Origin of the sequence: Vannielia litorea, from assembly GCF_019801175.1 — a bacterium.
Classification (GTDB): Bacteria; Pseudomonadota; Alphaproteobacteria; order Rhodobacterales; family Rhodobacteraceae; genus Vannielia; species Vannielia litorea_B.
This window is the reverse complement of sequence record NZ_JAHVJR010000001.1, coordinates 2,507,025-2,523,119: the sequence shown is the minus strand read 5'-3', so window position 1 is coordinate 2,523,119 and position 16,095 is coordinate 2,507,025. Positions and strand designations below refer to the sequence as shown.

The following is a 16,095-nucleotide window of genomic DNA, read 5'->3' as shown; positions in this document are numbered from 1 at the left end:
TCAGCGTCCGATCAGAAGGGAGTTGGGGTTTCGGGCGATCTGGCGGGCCAGCCTTTCGAGCGCCGCCGCGGCGGCCTCGATCTGGCGCAGCGCCGAGGAGAGCTCGCGCCCCGCCTGACCATCGCGCCCGTAGTTATCAACCGCTGCCCCGGCCTGCCCGGCGAGCCGGTTCAGCCGGGCCGACAGCTCGGGCAGCGACTCGCTGGCCTTGGAGACGGACTCGGCCGCGCCCCGGGCAGAGGCCAGCGTGGCATTGGCGTTTTCCACCAGCCCGCCTTCGCGCAGGGTGGCGAGCGTGCTGCGCAGCTCGGTCAGCGTGGCGTTTAGCTCTTCTGGAAGCGCCCGCGTGCTGTCTTGGTCGAGCACTTTCTCGGCGGAGGTGAGCAGCGCCTCGGCGCGGTCGGCGAGGTCCTGCAACGAGAGCTTCTCGGCCTCGCTCAGCACCGCGCTGGCCTGCTTGGCGAGGCCGGGCAGGGTATCGGCAGCAGCGCCCACGGCGGCGATGGTCTCGGTCAGCTGCGCGACCACGGCCTTTTCCTCGACATCGACCACGATGGCGTTGATCCGGTTCGCCGTGTCCTGAAGGCTGGCCGACAGCGCGGCGATCTCGCCCGGAAGCGCGGCGATTTCCTCGGATTCCACCAGCGAGCGGGTGCTTGAGATGGTCTCACGCAGCTCGGCCAGCGTGGCGGCGATCTCGGTCGGAATGGCTTGCGAGTCTTCGCTGGCGACGATCTTGGTGGAGGCATCGAGGAAGGCGATGGCGCTCGACATCACATCCTCCACCGGCAGGTTATCGATCCGTTTCAGCAGGTCCTGCACGGTCGTCGTCACATCGGTCACATTGGGCGCGACGGTCGGGATTTGCGGAAAGGGGTCTGCCGAACGGTCCAGAATGGCCGAGGTCGCCCCCGGCGCGATGAAGAGCTCGACCTGAAGCTCATTGGTCAGCAGCGCCACATTGGCCAGCCGCGCCCGCAGCCCCTCGTTCACCCGGCGCTCGAGAAAGTCGACAAAGGCGGCCTCGTCGTTGCCGTCATCGTTTCCAGTAAAGCCGATCCGCTTGGGCACGAGCCGCAGGGTGGTGAGCAACCGCACCCGGCCATCGCCGAAGCGGGCCTCGTCGGTCACGCCGGTGATGGTCGTCACCTCGCCGATCTGCACGCCGCCCAGCTGAACCGCCGAGCCGATGCGCAGGCCCGGAAGGTTCTGGTCGAAGATCGCCAGAAACTCGATGCCGCCGACCTCGTTGTCGATCAGGAAGCTCTGCCGCGCCTCCTGCTCATCGGCATAGAGCGAAAATTCCCGCCCCTCCTCGATCTGAGCCCCGCCGGAGCCGAGGGTCTCGAAGGTGACACCGCCGGAGATGAGCGAAGCCAGCGAGGAGAAGTCCACCTTCGCCCCGGCGGCCCCGAGCGAAAAGCTGATGCCGGAGACATCCCAGAACCGCGTGGTGGTGGAGACGAGTTGGTCATGCGGCGCAAAGATCACCGCGTCGGCCACAATGGTCTGGCCGTCATCGGCAATGGTCGACTCGCCAAGCTCGCCGACCTTGACCCCCCGGTAGAGGATCGGCGTGGCCGTGGGCGGCAGGCCCGCGGTGGAGCTCAGGGAAATGAGCGTGCCGGTCTGCCCGCCGGTCAAAAGCGGCGCCTTCTCCAGCGCATCGAAGCGGGCGGCTGGCGTGCCTGCCTCGCCATCCCAGTCGCCCTCGATGTAAACGCCCGAGAGCACCGTATCGAGGCCCGAGACCCCTTGCGTGGTCACTACGGGGCGCACCAGCCAGAACTGCGAGTCTGCATCGACGAAGGGCGCGATCTCCTGATCCACCCGGATGCTGACGATGACCTGATCGAGCGCATCGGTGAATCGCACCTCCTCGACCTGCCCCACGGCAATGTCACGGTAGCGCAGCTCGGTTTCGTCGGGGTGCACGCCGGTCGCATTCGGGAAGGCCACCTCGATCAGCGTGCCTTGGTTGGCGTAGTTCTGCCATGCTACCCCGACCGCGATAACCAACGCCAGCACCGGCACCACCCAGACAAGGGAGATACCCCTGCGCCCGCCGCCGGGCTGCACCTTCAACTCGTCGATCGCCTCGCTCATGGCGCACGGCTCCCGGCCCGGGTGGGCAGGTAGTCCCAGATCAGGCGGGGATCGAAGGATTTGGCGGAGAACATGGTAAAGATCACAGACAGCGCAAAGGCGAGGGCAGCTGGCCCCGGTTGGATGGAGGCCACCACCGAGAGCTGCACCAGCGCACTCAGAATGGCAACCACGAAAACGTCGATCATAGACCAACGCCCAATGAACTCAATGACTTCAAACAGGTGCATCCGGCCCACCGGGGTTTGCTGTGAGCGCAGCTTCACCGACAGGCCGAGGTAGGCGATGGCGATGAATTTCACCACCGGAATGAAGACCGAGGCGATCAGCACGATGAGCGCGATGCCAAGGTCGCCGTGCTTTGCAATGTCGATGGCGCCGCCGATGATCGTGCTTTCGGAGCGGCTGGTGAGGGTTTCGGTCACCAGCATCGGGTAGAGGTTGGCGGGGATGTAGCAGGCCACCCCGGCGATCCACCACGCCCAGACCCGCTGCAGGCTCAGCGCATCGCGGGAGGAGAGCCTTGCGCCGCAGCGCCCGCAGGCCTCTGCCATGCCCGGCCAGACCCGGGCGCAAGTGCGGCAGGTCACCAGCCCCTCTTCGCGTGCCGTGGTCATTGCCGTACCCGTCGCGCCGGTTGCCTGCGCGGCTTCTTCTCCGCCTCGTCCAGCGCCGACCAGATCGACCATGTGCAGAGCGACCGATCGACGAGGATCACGAAGGCCGAGAGCGCGATGAACATCCAGAACGCAGGCCCGAAGTTGAGCCGGGCAAGCCCCGCCACCTTCACCAGCGCCACCGCGCAGCCGATCACGAAGATCTCGGTCATCGCCCAAGGCTTCAACTCCTGCGCCACCCGAAAGGCCCAGCGGGCGCCCGTATAGGCCCGGTGCTGGAGCGCGAGCGGCGTGAGCGCATAGGCCAGCAGGAGCGCCCGCAAGAGCGGCACCAGCAGGATCATCGCCACCGAGGTCACGGTCACCACAACCAGCGCCCCGGTGCCGAAGCTGGTGGCCACATCCAGCAGCGACACGCGGTTCACGATCCCGGCGGCGTGGATCTCGAGGAACGGGTGAAAGACGGCAGCCGTGACGAGAATGAGGTTGGCCACGGAGAGCGCCAGTGCCCGGCTGTAGGCCGCCGCCCGCGGTGCGATCAGTACCGTGTGGCACCGCTGGCACACGGCACGCTCGCCCTCGGCGATAGGCTTCGCGCGGTGCAGCAGGTCGCAATTGGGGCAGCCGATCAGATCGGCCCTTGGAACATCACTCGTAACCGTCATGCCGGTGCGGGGCTTTCGTGAGGGTGCAGGCGAGCCTAGCCTCGCCCCGGTGGGGTCACAAGCATTAACCCGGCCCGATCACGCAGGGGTGCATGCGGCGGCAAACCCGGCCCGCCGCATCCGATGGCACGCCAAGCCTCGCCTTGACGCTGCCCGCCGCTTCAACTAGACCGCACACCTGCTGAGCGGGCGTTGTGTAGTGGTAAGACCTTAGCCTTCCAAGCTAATGACGCGGGTTCGATTCCCGCCGCCCGCTCCAGCCGTTTCTCCTGCCATCACCGCCCTACTGACGCCGCGCGAGCAGCCAGCTTTGCCAGCCTTCGAAGCTGCCGCCAAAGGCATTCAGGTCCACCTTGCCGGCCACGCCGGGCACAATACCGGTGCCGGAATACTGCCAGAAGCTCCAACGCTCGTCCGGGTAGCCTTCCGACGGGTGCTTGGTGACCGCACGCAGCCAAAACTCCTGCCCGCGCATCTGGCCGAGGTCGTTGTCCTTGTAGAAATCGGGCGTGGTGTAGATCACCGGGCGGGTGCCGTAGTGGCGGCCGACGATGGCGGTGAAACGCTCGATCTGGTCGCGCACATCGGCGGCGCCGGGGCGGGCCGAGCAGGTGCGGGACTGGTGGTTCCACTCCATATCGAGCACTGGCGGCAGGTCTCCCGCCACGCGGCCCACGTTCTGGATGAACCACGCCGCCTGCTCTTCGGGCGTGCGGCAGAAATAGTAGAAGTGATAGGCCCCCACCGGCACGCCGGCCGCACGGGCGCGGGGCGCGTTGATCGCATAGCCCGGATCAAGGTGATCGCCGCCCTCGGTGGCCTTCAGCCATGCAAAGCGGATGCCCGACTGGCGGGCCGCGAAAAAGTCGATCTCGCCCTGATAACGCGAGGCGTCGATGCCGTGCACCTGGTAGTTGGCCGGGCTGATCGCGCCCCATTCATGGGGCTTCACATCGCCGAAGCCGCGCGGGATGCCCGGCGCCGCACTGGCGCTGACGTGGAGTTGGGTGGCCTTCTCGCCCTCTGCCATCCGCGGCATCGAGGGCGCGGCAGGCCCGTCGAGCTGGGGGTTGCCGCAGCCTGCCAATATCAACGCAAACAGCACCGCCAGCCCCGGGGCGCTCAATTTCACTGTCCGCACGATCAGTCTCCTGCTGTTTTCATGCTTTATGCCTCGCTGGGTTTATACCAAGCCTCGCCCTGCAATGCACATCACGTTTGGGGCCTCGCGCGTCACAATGCCCCTCTTGGCAGGGGTCCGCCTGCCGGGTAAGCCCCTCGGGCGAAGAGGAGACGGCATGGCACGCGCCCCACAGACCAGCACCGACGATCGCCCCGGCTCGCGCCGCGTGGGCGCACTCCGGGCGCTGGGCCCGTTCTTTGCGCCCTACAAGCTTATGGTCGTGGCCGCGCTCTGCGCACTCGTGCTCACCGCGGGCGTCTCGCTGGTGCTGCCGATGGCGGCCCGCCGCGTGGTCGATAACTTCGGCACCTCCGACGTGGCCCTGCTCGACCGGTACTTCTTTGCCGCCATCGGCATCGCGCTGATCTTCGCGCTGGGCACGGCGCTGCGCTACTGGCTGGTCACGCGCCTCGGCGAGCGGGTGGTGGCCGACATCCGCAAAGCGGTGTTCGATCGGATGATCGGCATGTCGCCCGCCTATTACGAAAAGCTGATGACCGGCGAGGTGCTGAGCCGGATCACCACCGACACCACGCTGATCCTCTCGGTGATCGGCTCCTCGGCCAGCTGGTTCCTGCGGAACATCCTGCTCTTCGTCGGCGGGCTGATCCTGATGTTCTTCACCACGCCCAAGCTCTCGCTGATGGTGCTGGGTATCATTCCGGTGGTGATCGTTCCGATCCTCGTTCTGGGCCGCCGCCTCCGCACGCTCTCCCGCGAAAACCAGGATTGGATCGCCGCCTCCTCCGGCAATGCATCCGAGGCGTTGCTGGCGGTGCAGACAGTGCAGGCCTTCACCCATGAGGCGCCCTCCAAGGCGCAGTTTTCCGGTGTCACCGAAAAAAGCTTCGAGAGTGCGAAATCCCGCATCACGGTGCGCGCGGCGATGACGGCGATCATCATCTTCGTGGTCTTCTGCGGTATCCTCGGCGTGCTCTGGATCGGCGCGCGCGACGTGCGCGACGGGGTGATGAGCGCGGGCGAGCTAGTCCAGTTCGTCATCTACGCTGGCATCATGGCCGGGGCCGTGGCGGCGCTTTCCGAAATCTGGGGCGAGCTGCAACGCGCCGCAGGGGCGACCGAGCGGCTGATCGAGCTGCTGGTGGCCGAGGATACGGTGAGAGACCCCGCAGAGCCGCTGGCGCTGGACGGCCGGGCCAAGGGCGCCATCGGCTTTCAGGACGTGGTGTTCCACTATCCCACCCGCCCCGGCGAGGCCGCGCTCTCGGGCGTCAGCTTCGATGTTCAGCCGGGCGAGACCGTGGCCCTCGTCGGCCCTTCCGGTGCAGGCAAGTCCACGATCTTCCAGCTGCTCCTGCGCTTCTACGATCCCGCCTCGGGCGAGATCACGCTGGATGGCACCCGGCTCGATGCCACCACCCGTGAGGCCCTGCGCGCCCAACTTGCGCTGGTGCCGCAAGACCCGGTGATCTTTGCTGCCACCGTGACCGAGAACATCCGTTTCGGCCGCCCTGAAGCGACGCAGGCCGAGGTCGAGGACGCCGCCCGCGCCGCCGCCGCCCATGAGTTCATCACCGAGCTGCCCGAAGGCTACGAGACCTATGTGGGCGAGCGCGGGGCGATGCTGTCGGGCGGGCAAAAGCAGCGCATCGCCATTGCCCGTGCCATCCTGCGTGACGCCCCGGTGCTGCTGCTCGACGAGGCCACCTCGGCGCTTGATGCCGAGAGCGAGCAACTGGTGCAGCAGGCGGTCGAGGCGCTTTCTGCCGAGCGCACCACGCTCATCGTCGCCCACCGGCTGGCCACGGTGAAAAAGGCCGACCGCATCCTCGTGTTCGAAAAGGGCCAGATCGTCGCGACGGGCACGCATGACAGCCTCGTGGCACAGGGCGGCCTCTACGCCCGTTTGGCCCGACTCCAGTTCACCGAGGGGCTGGCGGCGGAGTAGGGCGCAACGCGTTGCGCCACCCTACAACCCCCGCGCGAATCCGCTAGACACAGCCCGCCACATCCCGCATCTTCCGCCCCGATGGTGTCCGGCCCCGAAAGGCCGGCTGAAAAGGGAACGCGGTGCGGGCGAAAAGCCCTAATCCGCGACTGCCCCCGCAACTGTGAGCGGCGAGCGACCCCCGAAATGACCACTGGGCCAACGGCCCGGGAAGGTCGGGGGAAGTGACGACCCGCAAGTCAGGAGACCTGCCATCACCAGCGCGTGGTCCACGCGTTGCAGTCACCTTGAGACCCGGGCGGGGTGCCCTGGGGTGGAGAGACGGGATGAAGCCAACAAGGCCTTTCACATCGCCAGCCGCCACCAGCCCCCGCCTTCTTGCGCGGAGGGCGCGATGCTTCTGGAACGGACGATCATTCAACTCGATATAGGCCCGCTGCCGCCAGACGAGGCGCGGCAGCTTGGCCAACTTGGCTTCATGCAATGGCTGGCGGGGCTGCCCGGCGCGGCGGACTACCCGAGCGCAGCGCGCGCGGCCCACGCCCGGGCAACGCCCTTCGCCGCAGGCTCGCCAGCGCTGGCGGAGTTCTGCGCGCTGCTGACGGCCTCGCTCTGCGGGCCGATTGCCCCGCTGTCGCTGGCGATGCCGGCACAGCGGCGGCGCGGCGGGGCGGCGGCCAAACGCAGCTTGCGAATGCCTCTCTGACATCTTGCGAACCCGGCCGCGCGGCACCCGCGCGGTCAGGCCGAGGACCATTGCAGCGGGCCGCCCAGGCGGACCCGCGAGGCTCGGCGTTCCCAACGATGGTCACGGACGGATCGACAGGAAAGGACTGATCCATGAGTGAGAACCAACTGACAAAACGGCTCGACGAAGGGCCGGTAATCTGCGCCGAAGGCTTCCTCTTCGAGCTGGAGCGGCGGGGCTATCTCAGCGCCGGCGAGTTCGTGCCCGAGGTGGCGCTCGAACATCCCGATGCCCTGCGCGCGTTGCACGTGGATTTCCAGCGCGCGGGCAGCGATATCGTCGAGGCCTTCACCTACAACGGCCACCGCGAAAAGATGCGCGTGATCGGCAAGGAGGATCTGCTTGAGCCGCTGAACAGGGCAGCGCTGCGGATCGCCCGCGAGGTGGCCAACGAGCGGCCCGGCAACCTGATGGCGGGCAACATCTCCAACACCAACATCTGGGCACCGGACGATCCGGCGCGGCAGGCCGAGGTGCGTGCGATGTTCGAGGAGATGGTCGGCTGGGCCGTCGAGGAGGGCGCCGACATGATCATCGGCGAGACCTTCTACTACGCCGGGGAGGCGCTCTGCGCGCTGGATGTCGCCAAGGCCTCCGGCCTGCCGGTGGTGCTGACGCTGGCCCCGATGGCGGGCGAAGAGATGCGCGACGGTCGTGGCATCGTCGAAACCTGTCAGGCGCTGGAGCAGGGCGGGGCCGATGTGGTCGGTCTCAACTGCTTCCGCGGGCCGGAAACGATGATGCCCTGGCTACGGGCCGTGCGGGCGGCGGTGTCGTGCCATGTGGGCGCGCTGCCGATTCCCTATCGGACCACCGAGGCGGAGCCGACCTTCTTCAACCTCAGTGATGACAGCGGCTGCACCTGCCCGGCGCCGCATGGGCGGGCCTTCCCGACCGCGCTCGATCCGATGTTCTGCAACCGCTACGAGGTCGGCGCCTTCGCGCGGCAGGCGCAGGAACTCGGGGTGAACTACCTCGGCGTCTGCTGCGGCGCGAACCCCATGCTGATCCGCGAGGTGGCCGAGGCCGTGGGTCGGGTGACAGAGGCCAGCCGCTTCTCGGAGCGGATGGAGAACCACTTCATGTACGGCAGCAACGCGCGGCTGCCGGAGCACATCAAGGCGCTGGGCGAAACCGCCTGAGCCCCGGCGCCCGGCGGGCAATCCCGCCGGGCGCCTTCACCCCATCGGGCCGGTGGTGCTGTTCAACGCGCCCGGTTCTCGGGCTTGCGCACGGCACTACGGCGCCCCTGCCGCTTCGCAACCCCACGTCACAGCCCCATGCCGCTTGATCCCCGCGCGGCTCTCGCTCACTATCTCCCAACACGTCGCGGAGCCGCCATGAGAGCGGCCCGTGGCCAAGGGGAGGAATGACCATGAGCTTTCAGAGCACTGCGGACCTGCGCGCGATCGAGAACCAGATGACCTGGGAAGAGCGCGGCATGCCGACCACGATCTATGACTTCATCTCGAAGACTAAGGCCAACCACGGCGCCCGTCCTGCCCTGAGCTACCAGATCTTCTCCGATCCCGGCGCCCATGCCGAGACCCTCACCTGGAACGAGCTGCACGCCAAAACGACCCAGGCGGCCAACCTCTTCCGCTCCCTCGGCGTTGGCCCGACCGATACGGTCGCCTACCTGCTGCCCAACGCCAACGAGACCGTCGTGACCCTCCTCGGCGGCGCGGTCGCGGGCATCGTGAACCCGATCAACCCGCTGCTCGAGCCCGACCATATCTCGGCCATCCTGCGCCAGACCGGCGCCAAGGTGCTGGTGACGATGAAGAGCTTCCCCAAGTCCGATGTGGCCCAGAAGGCCGCCGAGGCGGTGAAGCACGCGCCGAACGTCACCCATGTGCTCGAGATCGACCTGCTGCGCTACGTCACCGGCCTGAAGAAGTTCATCATCCCATTCATCCGCCCCAAGACCGAGACCGTCCACCACGCCAAGGTGCTCGACTTCAACGCCGAGCTGGCCAAGCATCCTTCGGATGCCCTCACCTTCGACGACCCCAAGGAAGACCGCGTGGCGGCCTACTTCCACACCGGCGGCACCACCGGCATGCCCAAGGTGGCACAGCACAAGGTCTCGGGGATGGTCTACAACGGCTGGATCGGCCATGAGCTGCTCTTCACCGAGCAGGACAACGTGATCTGCCCGCTCCCGCTCTTCCACGTATTCGCTTGTCACGTGATCTTCATGGCCGCCATCGCCAGCGGCATGCATGTGATCTTCCCCACGCCCGCCGGATACCGTGGCGATGGTGTGTTCGACAATTTCTGGAAGCTGATTGAACGCTGGAAGGTGAGCTTCATCATCACCGTGCCCACCGCGCTCTCGGCGCTGATGCAGCGCCCGGTGAATGCCGATGTGAGCAGCGTCAAAACCGCCTTCTCCGGCTCCTCCCCGCTGCCCGTTGAGCTGTTCAACCGCTTCGAGAAGGCAACCGGGGTCGAGGTGGTCGAGGGCTACGGCCTCACCGAATGTACCTGCCTCGTCGCCTGCAACCCGCCCTCGGGCGAAAAGAAGATCGGCTCCGTGGGCCTGCCCTTCCCCTATACCGAGGTGAAGATCCTGCGTGATGGCCCGGATGGCCCGACCGAATGCAGCACTGACGAGGTGGGCGAGATCTGCGTTTCCTCCCCCGGCGTCTTCCCCGGCTCGACCTACACGGAGGAGGACAAGAACCACAAACTCTTCCACCATGATGTCTATCTCCGCACCGGCGATCTTGGCCGGATCGACGCCGATGGCTACCTCTGGATCACCGGCCGCGCGAAAGACCTGATCATTCGCGGCGGCCACAACATCGACCCGGCGGAAATCGAAGATGCGCTCGCGGGCCACGAGGCGGTGGCCTTCGCAGGCGCCATCGGCCAGCCCGATGCCCACGCGGGCGAACTGCCCTGCGCCTATGTCGAGCTGGTCGCTGGCGCCACCGTAACCGAGCAGGAGCTCATCGACTTCGCCAACGCCCGCATCCACGAGCGCGCAGCCTATCCGAAGTATCTTGAGGTGCTGCCGGAACTGCCCAAGACCGCCGTGGGCAAAGTCTTCAAGCCCGACCTGCGCAAAATGGCGATCACCCGCATCTACAACGAGGCGCTTGAGGGGTGTGGCGCAGAGGTGGCCGAGGTGGTCGAAGACAAGAAGCGCGGCCTCGTCGCCAAGCTTAAAAAGACCTCCGGCACCGATGAGGCCAAGGTGGCCGAGGTGCTCGGCAGCTTTACCCGCCCCTGGGATTGGGCGTGACCCTGACCTTCGACGAGGCCACATTCGGCGCGCTGAACGCCGAGGGTTACGACGAAGGCACACTCCCCGACACGCTGGATGACAGCGTTGAACTGATCTCCTCCGTCGCGGGGCAGGGCAGGGTGCTCGAATTTGCCATCGGCACGGGCCGCGTAGCCCTGCCGCTCGCGGCACGCGGGCATGAGGTGGCGGGCATCGAAGGGTCGCCCGAGATGGTGGAGAAGCTGCGCGCCAAGCCCGGCGGCGCGGCGCTTGAGGTGGTTGTGGGCGACATGGCCGAGGCGCAGGTGCCGGGGCACTTCTCTCACGCCTACCTCGTCTTCAACACGCTCTTCAACCTGACAACGCAGGAGGCACAGGTTCGCCTCTTCGCCAATGCCGCACGACACCTTGAGCCGGGCGGCAGCTTTCTGGTCGAGGCCTTCGTGCCCGACCTTGCCGGGTTTACGGGCGGCCAGCGGGTGTCGACCAAGGCGCTGGGCATGGAGAGCGCAGTCATCGAGGCCGCCAAGTGGGACGCGCTGGAGCAACGGCTCGATATGCAGCGCATCCATTTCAGTGCCGAGGGCACCCGCCTTGTGCCGCTGGTGATGCGGGTGGCTGCCCCGCCGGAGATCGACCTGATGGCACGCCTCGTCGGGCTGGAACTTGAGCACCGCTGGGGTGGCTGGCGGCGTGAGCCCTTCACCGGGGCCAGCTCGATGCACGTCTCCCTCTACCGCAAGCCTGGCTAAGACCCCGCGCGATCCAATTGCGCGCCTTGCGATGCATTCCGTCTATTTTCTGGCGCTCGGTGGCCTCTGCTGCGCTCGCTCTGGCAGGGTCAGATCAAGCTCGATGGCGCCCGGAACGCCCTCCAGCTTGAAACCTGGGGAGAAGGAAAGCCGGGCGCTGGCCTCTCCCGTGAGGTCAAACTGATGACCCCAAAGCGGGCGCTGCGCCATCTCAGCTTCGTTTAGCTGCATGCTTCGGTCGGTCTGGCGCTCCAGCCAGTCGCGGATGTGGGCCTCGAACCCCGCCTCGCGCGGGCCGGGCCAGTCGGCTGCGAGGCGCAGGATGTGCTGGGCGTAACGGGTGGCGACCATCAGGTAGGGCAGCTGGGTGCTGACCCGCCAGTTGCCCGCCGCATCCCCTGCAAGGTCATCCCGCCGCGACAACGAGGTGAGCGAGAAGAACCCCGCCCAGGCCCGGTTCTTGGCGTCCAGCGCCGCAATCAGCCCGGCGCGGGCGAGGTGGCTCTCCTGCCGCTCGTCGATGGCCGCTTCCGTTGGCCCCAGCCCTGCCACCCCGCCGCCTTCCACGCCCCGACAATCCTGCGGCCAGCCCCATTTGGCGACCGACCGGGCGACGTTGGCGGCAATGGCATATTGGCCCGGCACGGGGCAAGGCGGGCGGGGCAGGTCGCCGGGCGGGGCATAGGCAAAGCGCGTGACGCAGAGCCCAAGGTAACGAGCCTCCGGGGCGCGGCGCAGGGCGGTGAAATCCTCGTGTGCGGGCGAGGCAAGCACGGCCTCCGGGTCGCGTATGGCGCTGAGGTCTTGTGGTTCGGCAAGGCCCAGAAGCGCGGGCGCGGCTCCGGCAATCACCGGCATCTGCGCAAGGGAACCAAGGCGGGCGAGGGCGGTGAGGGCCTGCGTGCCCGCATGGTCGAAAGCGACATCCACCAAAAGCAGGGTGATGGGCGGCGCTTGCCGCTCGGCATAGACCCTCGCCCAAGCCGCGTGGCGCAATTCCGCCTCACCGCTCGCCACTTCCGCTTTGGCCACATTCATAACCGCCAGCGCGATATCCTCGCGCGGCGGCATCTCCCGCACCAGCCAATGCAGCCCGCGCCATGCACCCTCAAGGCGCTCCATCTCGGGATGGCCATAAATCTCGCCCAGCTGCGCCGCGATCCGGGCGTCGCACCGCGCGATCATCGCCTCCACCCTCGCCGCCAGCTTCCGACTACGCAGCTCGGGCCAGCGCCGCGCCAGCCTCCCAACCAGCAGCACCGCCCGCTCCACCTCCTCCGGCAACTCCGGCAGCCCGCTCGCGCCTCTCAACCTTCGCCACAGCCCGCGCATCCGCACTCTCCACCCCCGCCCGCAAAGCCTGCGCCAAGCCCCGCCACGCATCAACCCCGCCGCCCAATCGCCGCCTTTCCGGCCCGCGCCCTCCAGTCCGGGTTGACTTTGCCCAGCCAAGGCGGTGTATCGGCCCGAACCGAATTGTCCGACCGGAAGGGACCGAACCATGCATGCCTACCGCAGCCACACCTGCGCCCAGCTGACCAAGGAGAACGTGGGGGAGACCGTGCGTCTCGCCGGGTGGGTGCATCGGGTGCGAGATCACGGCGGCGTCCTCTTCATCGACCTGCGCGACCACTACGGCGTCACCCAGGTGCTCTGCGACCCCGACAGCCCGGTGTTTGCCGAGGTCGAGAAGGTCCGCTCCGAGTGGTGTATCCGCATCGACGGCACGGTGAAGGCGCGCGACGAGAGCCTCGTGAACACCAAGCTGCCGACCGGCGAGATCGAAGTGTATATCCGCGACATGGAGGTGCTGGGCTCGGCGGGCGAGCTGCCGCTGATGGTCTTCGGCGATCAGGATTACCCCGAAGAAACCCGCCTCAAGTACCGCTACCTCGACCTTCGCCGCGAGGCGATGCAGCAGAACATGACCCTGCGCTCCGACGTGGTCGCCTCCGTCCGCCGCCGGATGTGGGACAAGGGCTTCCGCGAGTATCAGACGCCGATCATCACCGCCTCCTCGCCTGAGGGCGCGCGCGACTTCCTCGTGCCCTCCCGCCTGCACCCCGGCAAGTTTTACGCCCTGCCGCAGGCGCCGCAGCTCTTCAAGCAGCTGATCATGGTGTCGGGCTTCGACAAGTACTTTCAGATCGCGCCCTGCTTCCGCGATGAAGACCCGCGCGCCGACCGCTCGCCGACCGACTTCTACCAGCTCGATCTCGAGATGAGCTTCGTCGAGCAGCAAGACGTGTTCGACACCGTCTCCCCGGTGATCGCGGGCGTCTTCGAAGAGTTCGGCGGGGGCCGCAAGGTCGATGCGCCCGAGACCTGGCCGCAGATCCCCTATGCCGAGGCCGCGCTGAAATACGGCACCGACAAGCCCGACCTGCGCAACCCGATCGAGATGCAAGTTGTGTCCGAGCACTTCGCCGGCTCCGGCTTTGCGATCTTCGCCAAGCTGCTGGAGCAGGAGGGCACCGAGATCCGCGCCATCCCCGCCCCCACCGGCGGCTCCCGCAAGTTCTGCGACCGGATGAACGCCTTCGCGCAAAAGGAAGGGCTGCCCGGCATGGGCTACATCTTCTGGCGCGATCAGGGCAACGGCATGGAGGCGGCAGGCCCGCTCGCCAAGAACATCGGCCCTGAGCGCACCGAGGCAATCCGCCAGCAGCTCGGCCTCGACGTGGGCGATGCTGCCTTCTTCCTCGGCGGCAAACCCAAGACCTTCGAAGCCGTCGCGGGCCGTGCCCGCACCGTCATCGGCGACGAGCTGGGCCTGACCGACAAGGAGCGTTTCGCCTTTGCATGGATCGTCGACTTCCCGATCTACGAGAAGGATGACGAGACCGGCGAGATCGACTTCGAGCACAACCCCTTCTCCATGCCGCAAGGCGGGGCCGAGGCGCTGGCGGGCGATCCGCTCGCCGTGAAGGGCTACCAGTACGACCTCGCCTGCAACGGCTACGAACTGGTCTCCGGCGCGATCCGCAATCACAAGCCCGAGGTGATGCTGAAGGCCTTCGAGATCGCCGGCTACGGCGAAGATGAGGTGAAGGCCCGCTTCGGTGGCCTCTACACCGCCTTCCAATACGGCGCCCCGCCCCACGGCGGCTGCGCGGCGGGCATCGACCGGATCGTGATGCTGCTGGCCGACGAGGAAAACCTCCGCGAGGTGGTGATGTTCCCGATGAACCAGCGCGCCGAAGATCTGATGATGGGCGCCCCCTCGCTGCCGACCAACGAGCAGCTCCGCGAGCTCTCGCTGCGGGTGGTGAAAGAGGACTGATCGTGCAGGCGCCGGGGCGGGTCATCCTGATCCACGGCGCCTCCAGTGCGGGCAAATCCACTCTGGCTCGGGCAGTGCAGGCGGCACTGCCCGAGCCGTTCACCCACCTCACCTTCGACCATCTGATCGACAGCGGCGCGTTGCCCAGCGGCCCGGAATGGGCGGCGGTGCGCGGCCAGGCCTTCGACGGTTGGCACCGCGCCGTGGCCGCCTTCGGCGAGTCCGGAGCTGATGTGATCTGGGACCACATCATCGAGAGCCCGGCGTGGCACAGTGATCTGCGCGCACTCTTTTCCGGGCGCGATCTCTTCTTCATCGGGCTTCATTGCGATCTTGCCGAGCTGGAGCGGCGCGAGGCGGCCCGCGGGGACCGACGGCCGGGAGATGCGGCGCGGGATGCCGCCCATGTCCATGCATGCAAGCGCTACGATCTCGACCTGCGGGGCGAGGATGGGGCCGAAGCCAATGCCTCCCGCGTCATTGCAGCCTGGCAGGCGCGGCGGGGGGTGTCGGGCTTCTTCGCCTGACGCCCGGTGAGGCCACATCTCAGACCGTCATAAAACTGTTACGCAGTCCTGCATCCCCGTGCTACGATTCTGCCATGACGCGGGCCATGCTCACCATCGCACTCACCCTCGCGCCCCTCACCGCAACGGCGGGCGGGCCATTGGGCGATGTGTTCTGCGATGACCGCGCCCGCATCGTAGAAAAGCTCGAAAGCCGCTTTGGCGCCACCCTCGCCGGGCGCGGTCTGCGCGGCCCCGATGCCTTCATCGAGTTCTGGGTCACGCAAGCCTCGGGCGATTGGACGATGGTGCAGAACTACACCGACGGCCGGGCCTGCATCGTCGCGATGGGCGAGAACTGGGAGAGCTTCGGCCCCGTCGATCCGGCCTGACGAAAAGCCAGAGGGCCACGCCCGCGATCCTGCCTACTGCGGCTGCCGTAGCCGCAGCACCTCCTCCGCAATGTCATCGGCAAGAGACGCCAGCTCTTCCGGGTCCGAGCCGCGCAGGGTCTCGACCGCGAGGGCGAACATATTTGCCTGAAACCGGCGGGCGAGGCGGCGGCAATCAGCGCTCGCAGGCAACTCACCTGCGGCGCGGGCCTTCTCGAAGAGCGACTGGAAGAGGCTCCGCACCTCGGCGAGGTAATGGCGGGCATCTTCTCCGGCCTCCGACTCTGAGTCGGCCAGTTCGAGCACGGTCTTGACCAAAATGCAGCCGAGCGGGCGGCCCTGCTCCGGGCGGCCGCTGCGGCGGGCATGCTCGGCCAGTGCCTCGAGCGGCGAGGCGGACTCCCGCGCAAGGGTCGCCACCTTGGCCCCAGTGCGATCACGGTAGCGCCGCAAGGTCTCCCGAAAAAGCGCCTCCTTGCTGGTGAAAGCGGCATAGATCGAGCCGGGCTTCATCGAAAGCGCGGCCTCCAGATCCTTCAGAGAGGTCGCGTGAAAGCCCCTGCGCCAGAATAGCGTCAGCGCGGCATCGAGGGCGGTCTCGCGGTCATAGGGAGCGGCACGGGTCATGCGGTGAATATAGGCGCCTTTGCGGCCGGTGTCTCCCTCACGTTTGAGTGATTGCTCAATTTACGCCTTGAG

Annotated in this window: 14 protein-coding genes, 1 tRNA gene and 1 riboswitch; of the genes, 9 read left to right on the top strand and 6 right to left on the bottom strand. The window is 67.1% G+C overall.

What is annotated here, in order from left to right:
- From KUV38_RS12295 to KUV38_RS12285, 3 genes are read right to left on the bottom strand one after another with little or no spacing between them, the layout of a single operon-like run.
- Complete coding sequence (locus KUV38_RS12295) at positions 1–2,106, bottom strand: intermembrane transport protein PqiB (protein WP_222470325.1); 2,106 nt, start codon at positions 2,104–2,106, stop codon at positions 1–3.
- A complete protein-coding gene (locus KUV38_RS12290) occupies positions 2,103–2,723 on the bottom strand; it encodes a paraquat-inducible protein A (RefSeq protein ID WP_222470324.1) in 621 nt (206 codons plus the stop codon). The genes KUV38_RS12295 and KUV38_RS12290 overlap by 4 nt, the downstream gene beginning before the upstream one ends.
- A complete protein-coding gene (locus KUV38_RS12285; protein ID WP_222470323.1) occupies positions 2,720–3,388 on the bottom strand; it encodes a paraquat-inducible protein A in 669 nt (222 codons plus the stop codon). The genes KUV38_RS12290 and KUV38_RS12285 overlap by 4 nt, the downstream gene beginning before the upstream one ends.
- 185 nt (positions 3,389–3,573) lie before the next feature.
- Between KUV38_RS12285 and KUV38_RS12280 the strand changes: the two genes are divergently transcribed.
- Positions 3,574–3,647, top strand: a tRNA-Gly gene (locus tag KUV38_RS12280).
- Between the two features lie 24 nt (positions 3,648–3,671).
- Here the strand turns inward: KUV38_RS12280 and KUV38_RS12275 are convergent.
- Positions 3,672–4,520, bottom strand: coding sequence for a GH25 family lysozyme (locus KUV38_RS12275; RefSeq protein ID WP_315898621.1), 849 nt, complete (start codon positions 4,518–4,520; stop codon positions 3,672–3,674).
- A 166-nt stretch (positions 4,521–4,686) separates the two neighbouring features.
- Here KUV38_RS12275 and KUV38_RS12270 point away from each other — a divergent pair, with 166 nt between their 5' ends.
- From KUV38_RS12270 to KUV38_RS12250, 5 genes are all read left to right on the top strand, one after another.
- A complete protein-coding gene (locus KUV38_RS12270; protein WP_222470322.1) occupies positions 4,687–6,480 on the top strand; it encodes an ABC transporter transmembrane domain-containing protein in 1,794 nt (597 codons plus the stop codon).
- Between the two features lie 65 nt (positions 6,481–6,545).
- A riboswitch (cobalamin riboswitch) is annotated at positions 6,546–6,751 on the top strand.
- A 123-nt stretch (positions 6,752–6,874) separates the two neighbouring features.
- Complete coding sequence (locus KUV38_RS12265; RefSeq protein WP_222470321.1) at positions 6,875–7,186, top strand: hypothetical protein; 312 nt, start codon at positions 6,875–6,877, stop codon at positions 7,184–7,186.
- 134 nt (positions 7,187–7,320) lie between these two features.
- Positions 7,321–8,370 carry a homocysteine S-methyltransferase family protein gene (locus KUV38_RS12260; protein ID WP_222470320.1) on the top strand — a complete coding sequence of 350 codons (1,050 nt, stop codon included), beginning with the start codon at positions 7,321–7,323 and terminating at the stop codon, positions 8,368–8,370.
- A 233-nt stretch (positions 8,371–8,603) separates the two neighbouring features.
- Positions 8,604–10,481, top strand: a complete 1,878-nt coding sequence (locus KUV38_RS12255) for an acyl-CoA synthetase (protein ID WP_222470319.1) — start codon at positions 8,604–8,606, stop codon at positions 10,479–10,481.
- Positions 10,478–11,215 (top strand): class I SAM-dependent methyltransferase, encoded by a 738-nt coding sequence (locus KUV38_RS12250; RefSeq protein ID WP_315898620.1) that lies wholly within the window; start codon positions 10,478–10,480, stop codon positions 11,213–11,215. Before KUV38_RS12255 ends, KUV38_RS12250 begins: the two co-directional genes overlap by 4 nt.
- 42 nt (positions 11,216–11,257) lie before the next feature.
- Here the strand turns inward: KUV38_RS12250 and KUV38_RS12245 are convergent, their stop codons facing one another.
- Entirely contained in the window at positions 11,258–12,547 is a 1,290-nt protein-coding gene (locus KUV38_RS12245; protein WP_222470318.1) for a type VI secretion system contractile sheath domain-containing protein, read from the bottom strand.
- Positions 12,548–12,716: 169 nt separating this feature from the next.
- On the opposite strand from KUV38_RS12245, the gene aspS reads away from it, so the two are divergent.
- The 3 genes from aspS (at position 12,717) to KUV38_RS12230 (ending at position 15,396) form a co-directional block, all read left to right on the top strand.
- Positions 12,717–14,498 (top strand): aspartate--tRNA ligase, encoded by a 1,782-nt coding sequence (gene aspS, locus KUV38_RS12240; RefSeq protein WP_222470317.1) that lies wholly within the window; start codon positions 12,717–12,719, stop codon positions 14,496–14,498.
- 2 nt (positions 14,499–14,500) lie between these two features.
- Entirely contained in the window at positions 14,501–15,025 is a 525-nt protein-coding gene (locus tag KUV38_RS12235) for a chloramphenicol phosphotransferase CPT family protein (protein WP_222470316.1), read from the top strand.
- 86 nt (positions 15,026–15,111) lie between these two features.
- Complete coding sequence (locus KUV38_RS12230) at positions 15,112–15,396, top strand: hypothetical protein (protein ID WP_222470315.1); 285 nt, start codon at positions 15,112–15,114, stop codon at positions 15,394–15,396.
- A gap of 33 nt (positions 15,397–15,429) precedes the next feature.
- Here the strand turns inward: KUV38_RS12230 and KUV38_RS12225 are convergent, their stop codons facing one another.
- The gene (locus KUV38_RS12225) at positions 15,430–16,023 is read right to left on the bottom strand and encodes a TetR/AcrR family transcriptional regulator (protein WP_222470314.1); all 594 of its coding nucleotides are present in this window, start codon (positions 16,021–16,023) and stop codon (positions 15,430–15,432) included.
- Positions 16,024–16,095 lie beyond the last annotated feature (72 nt).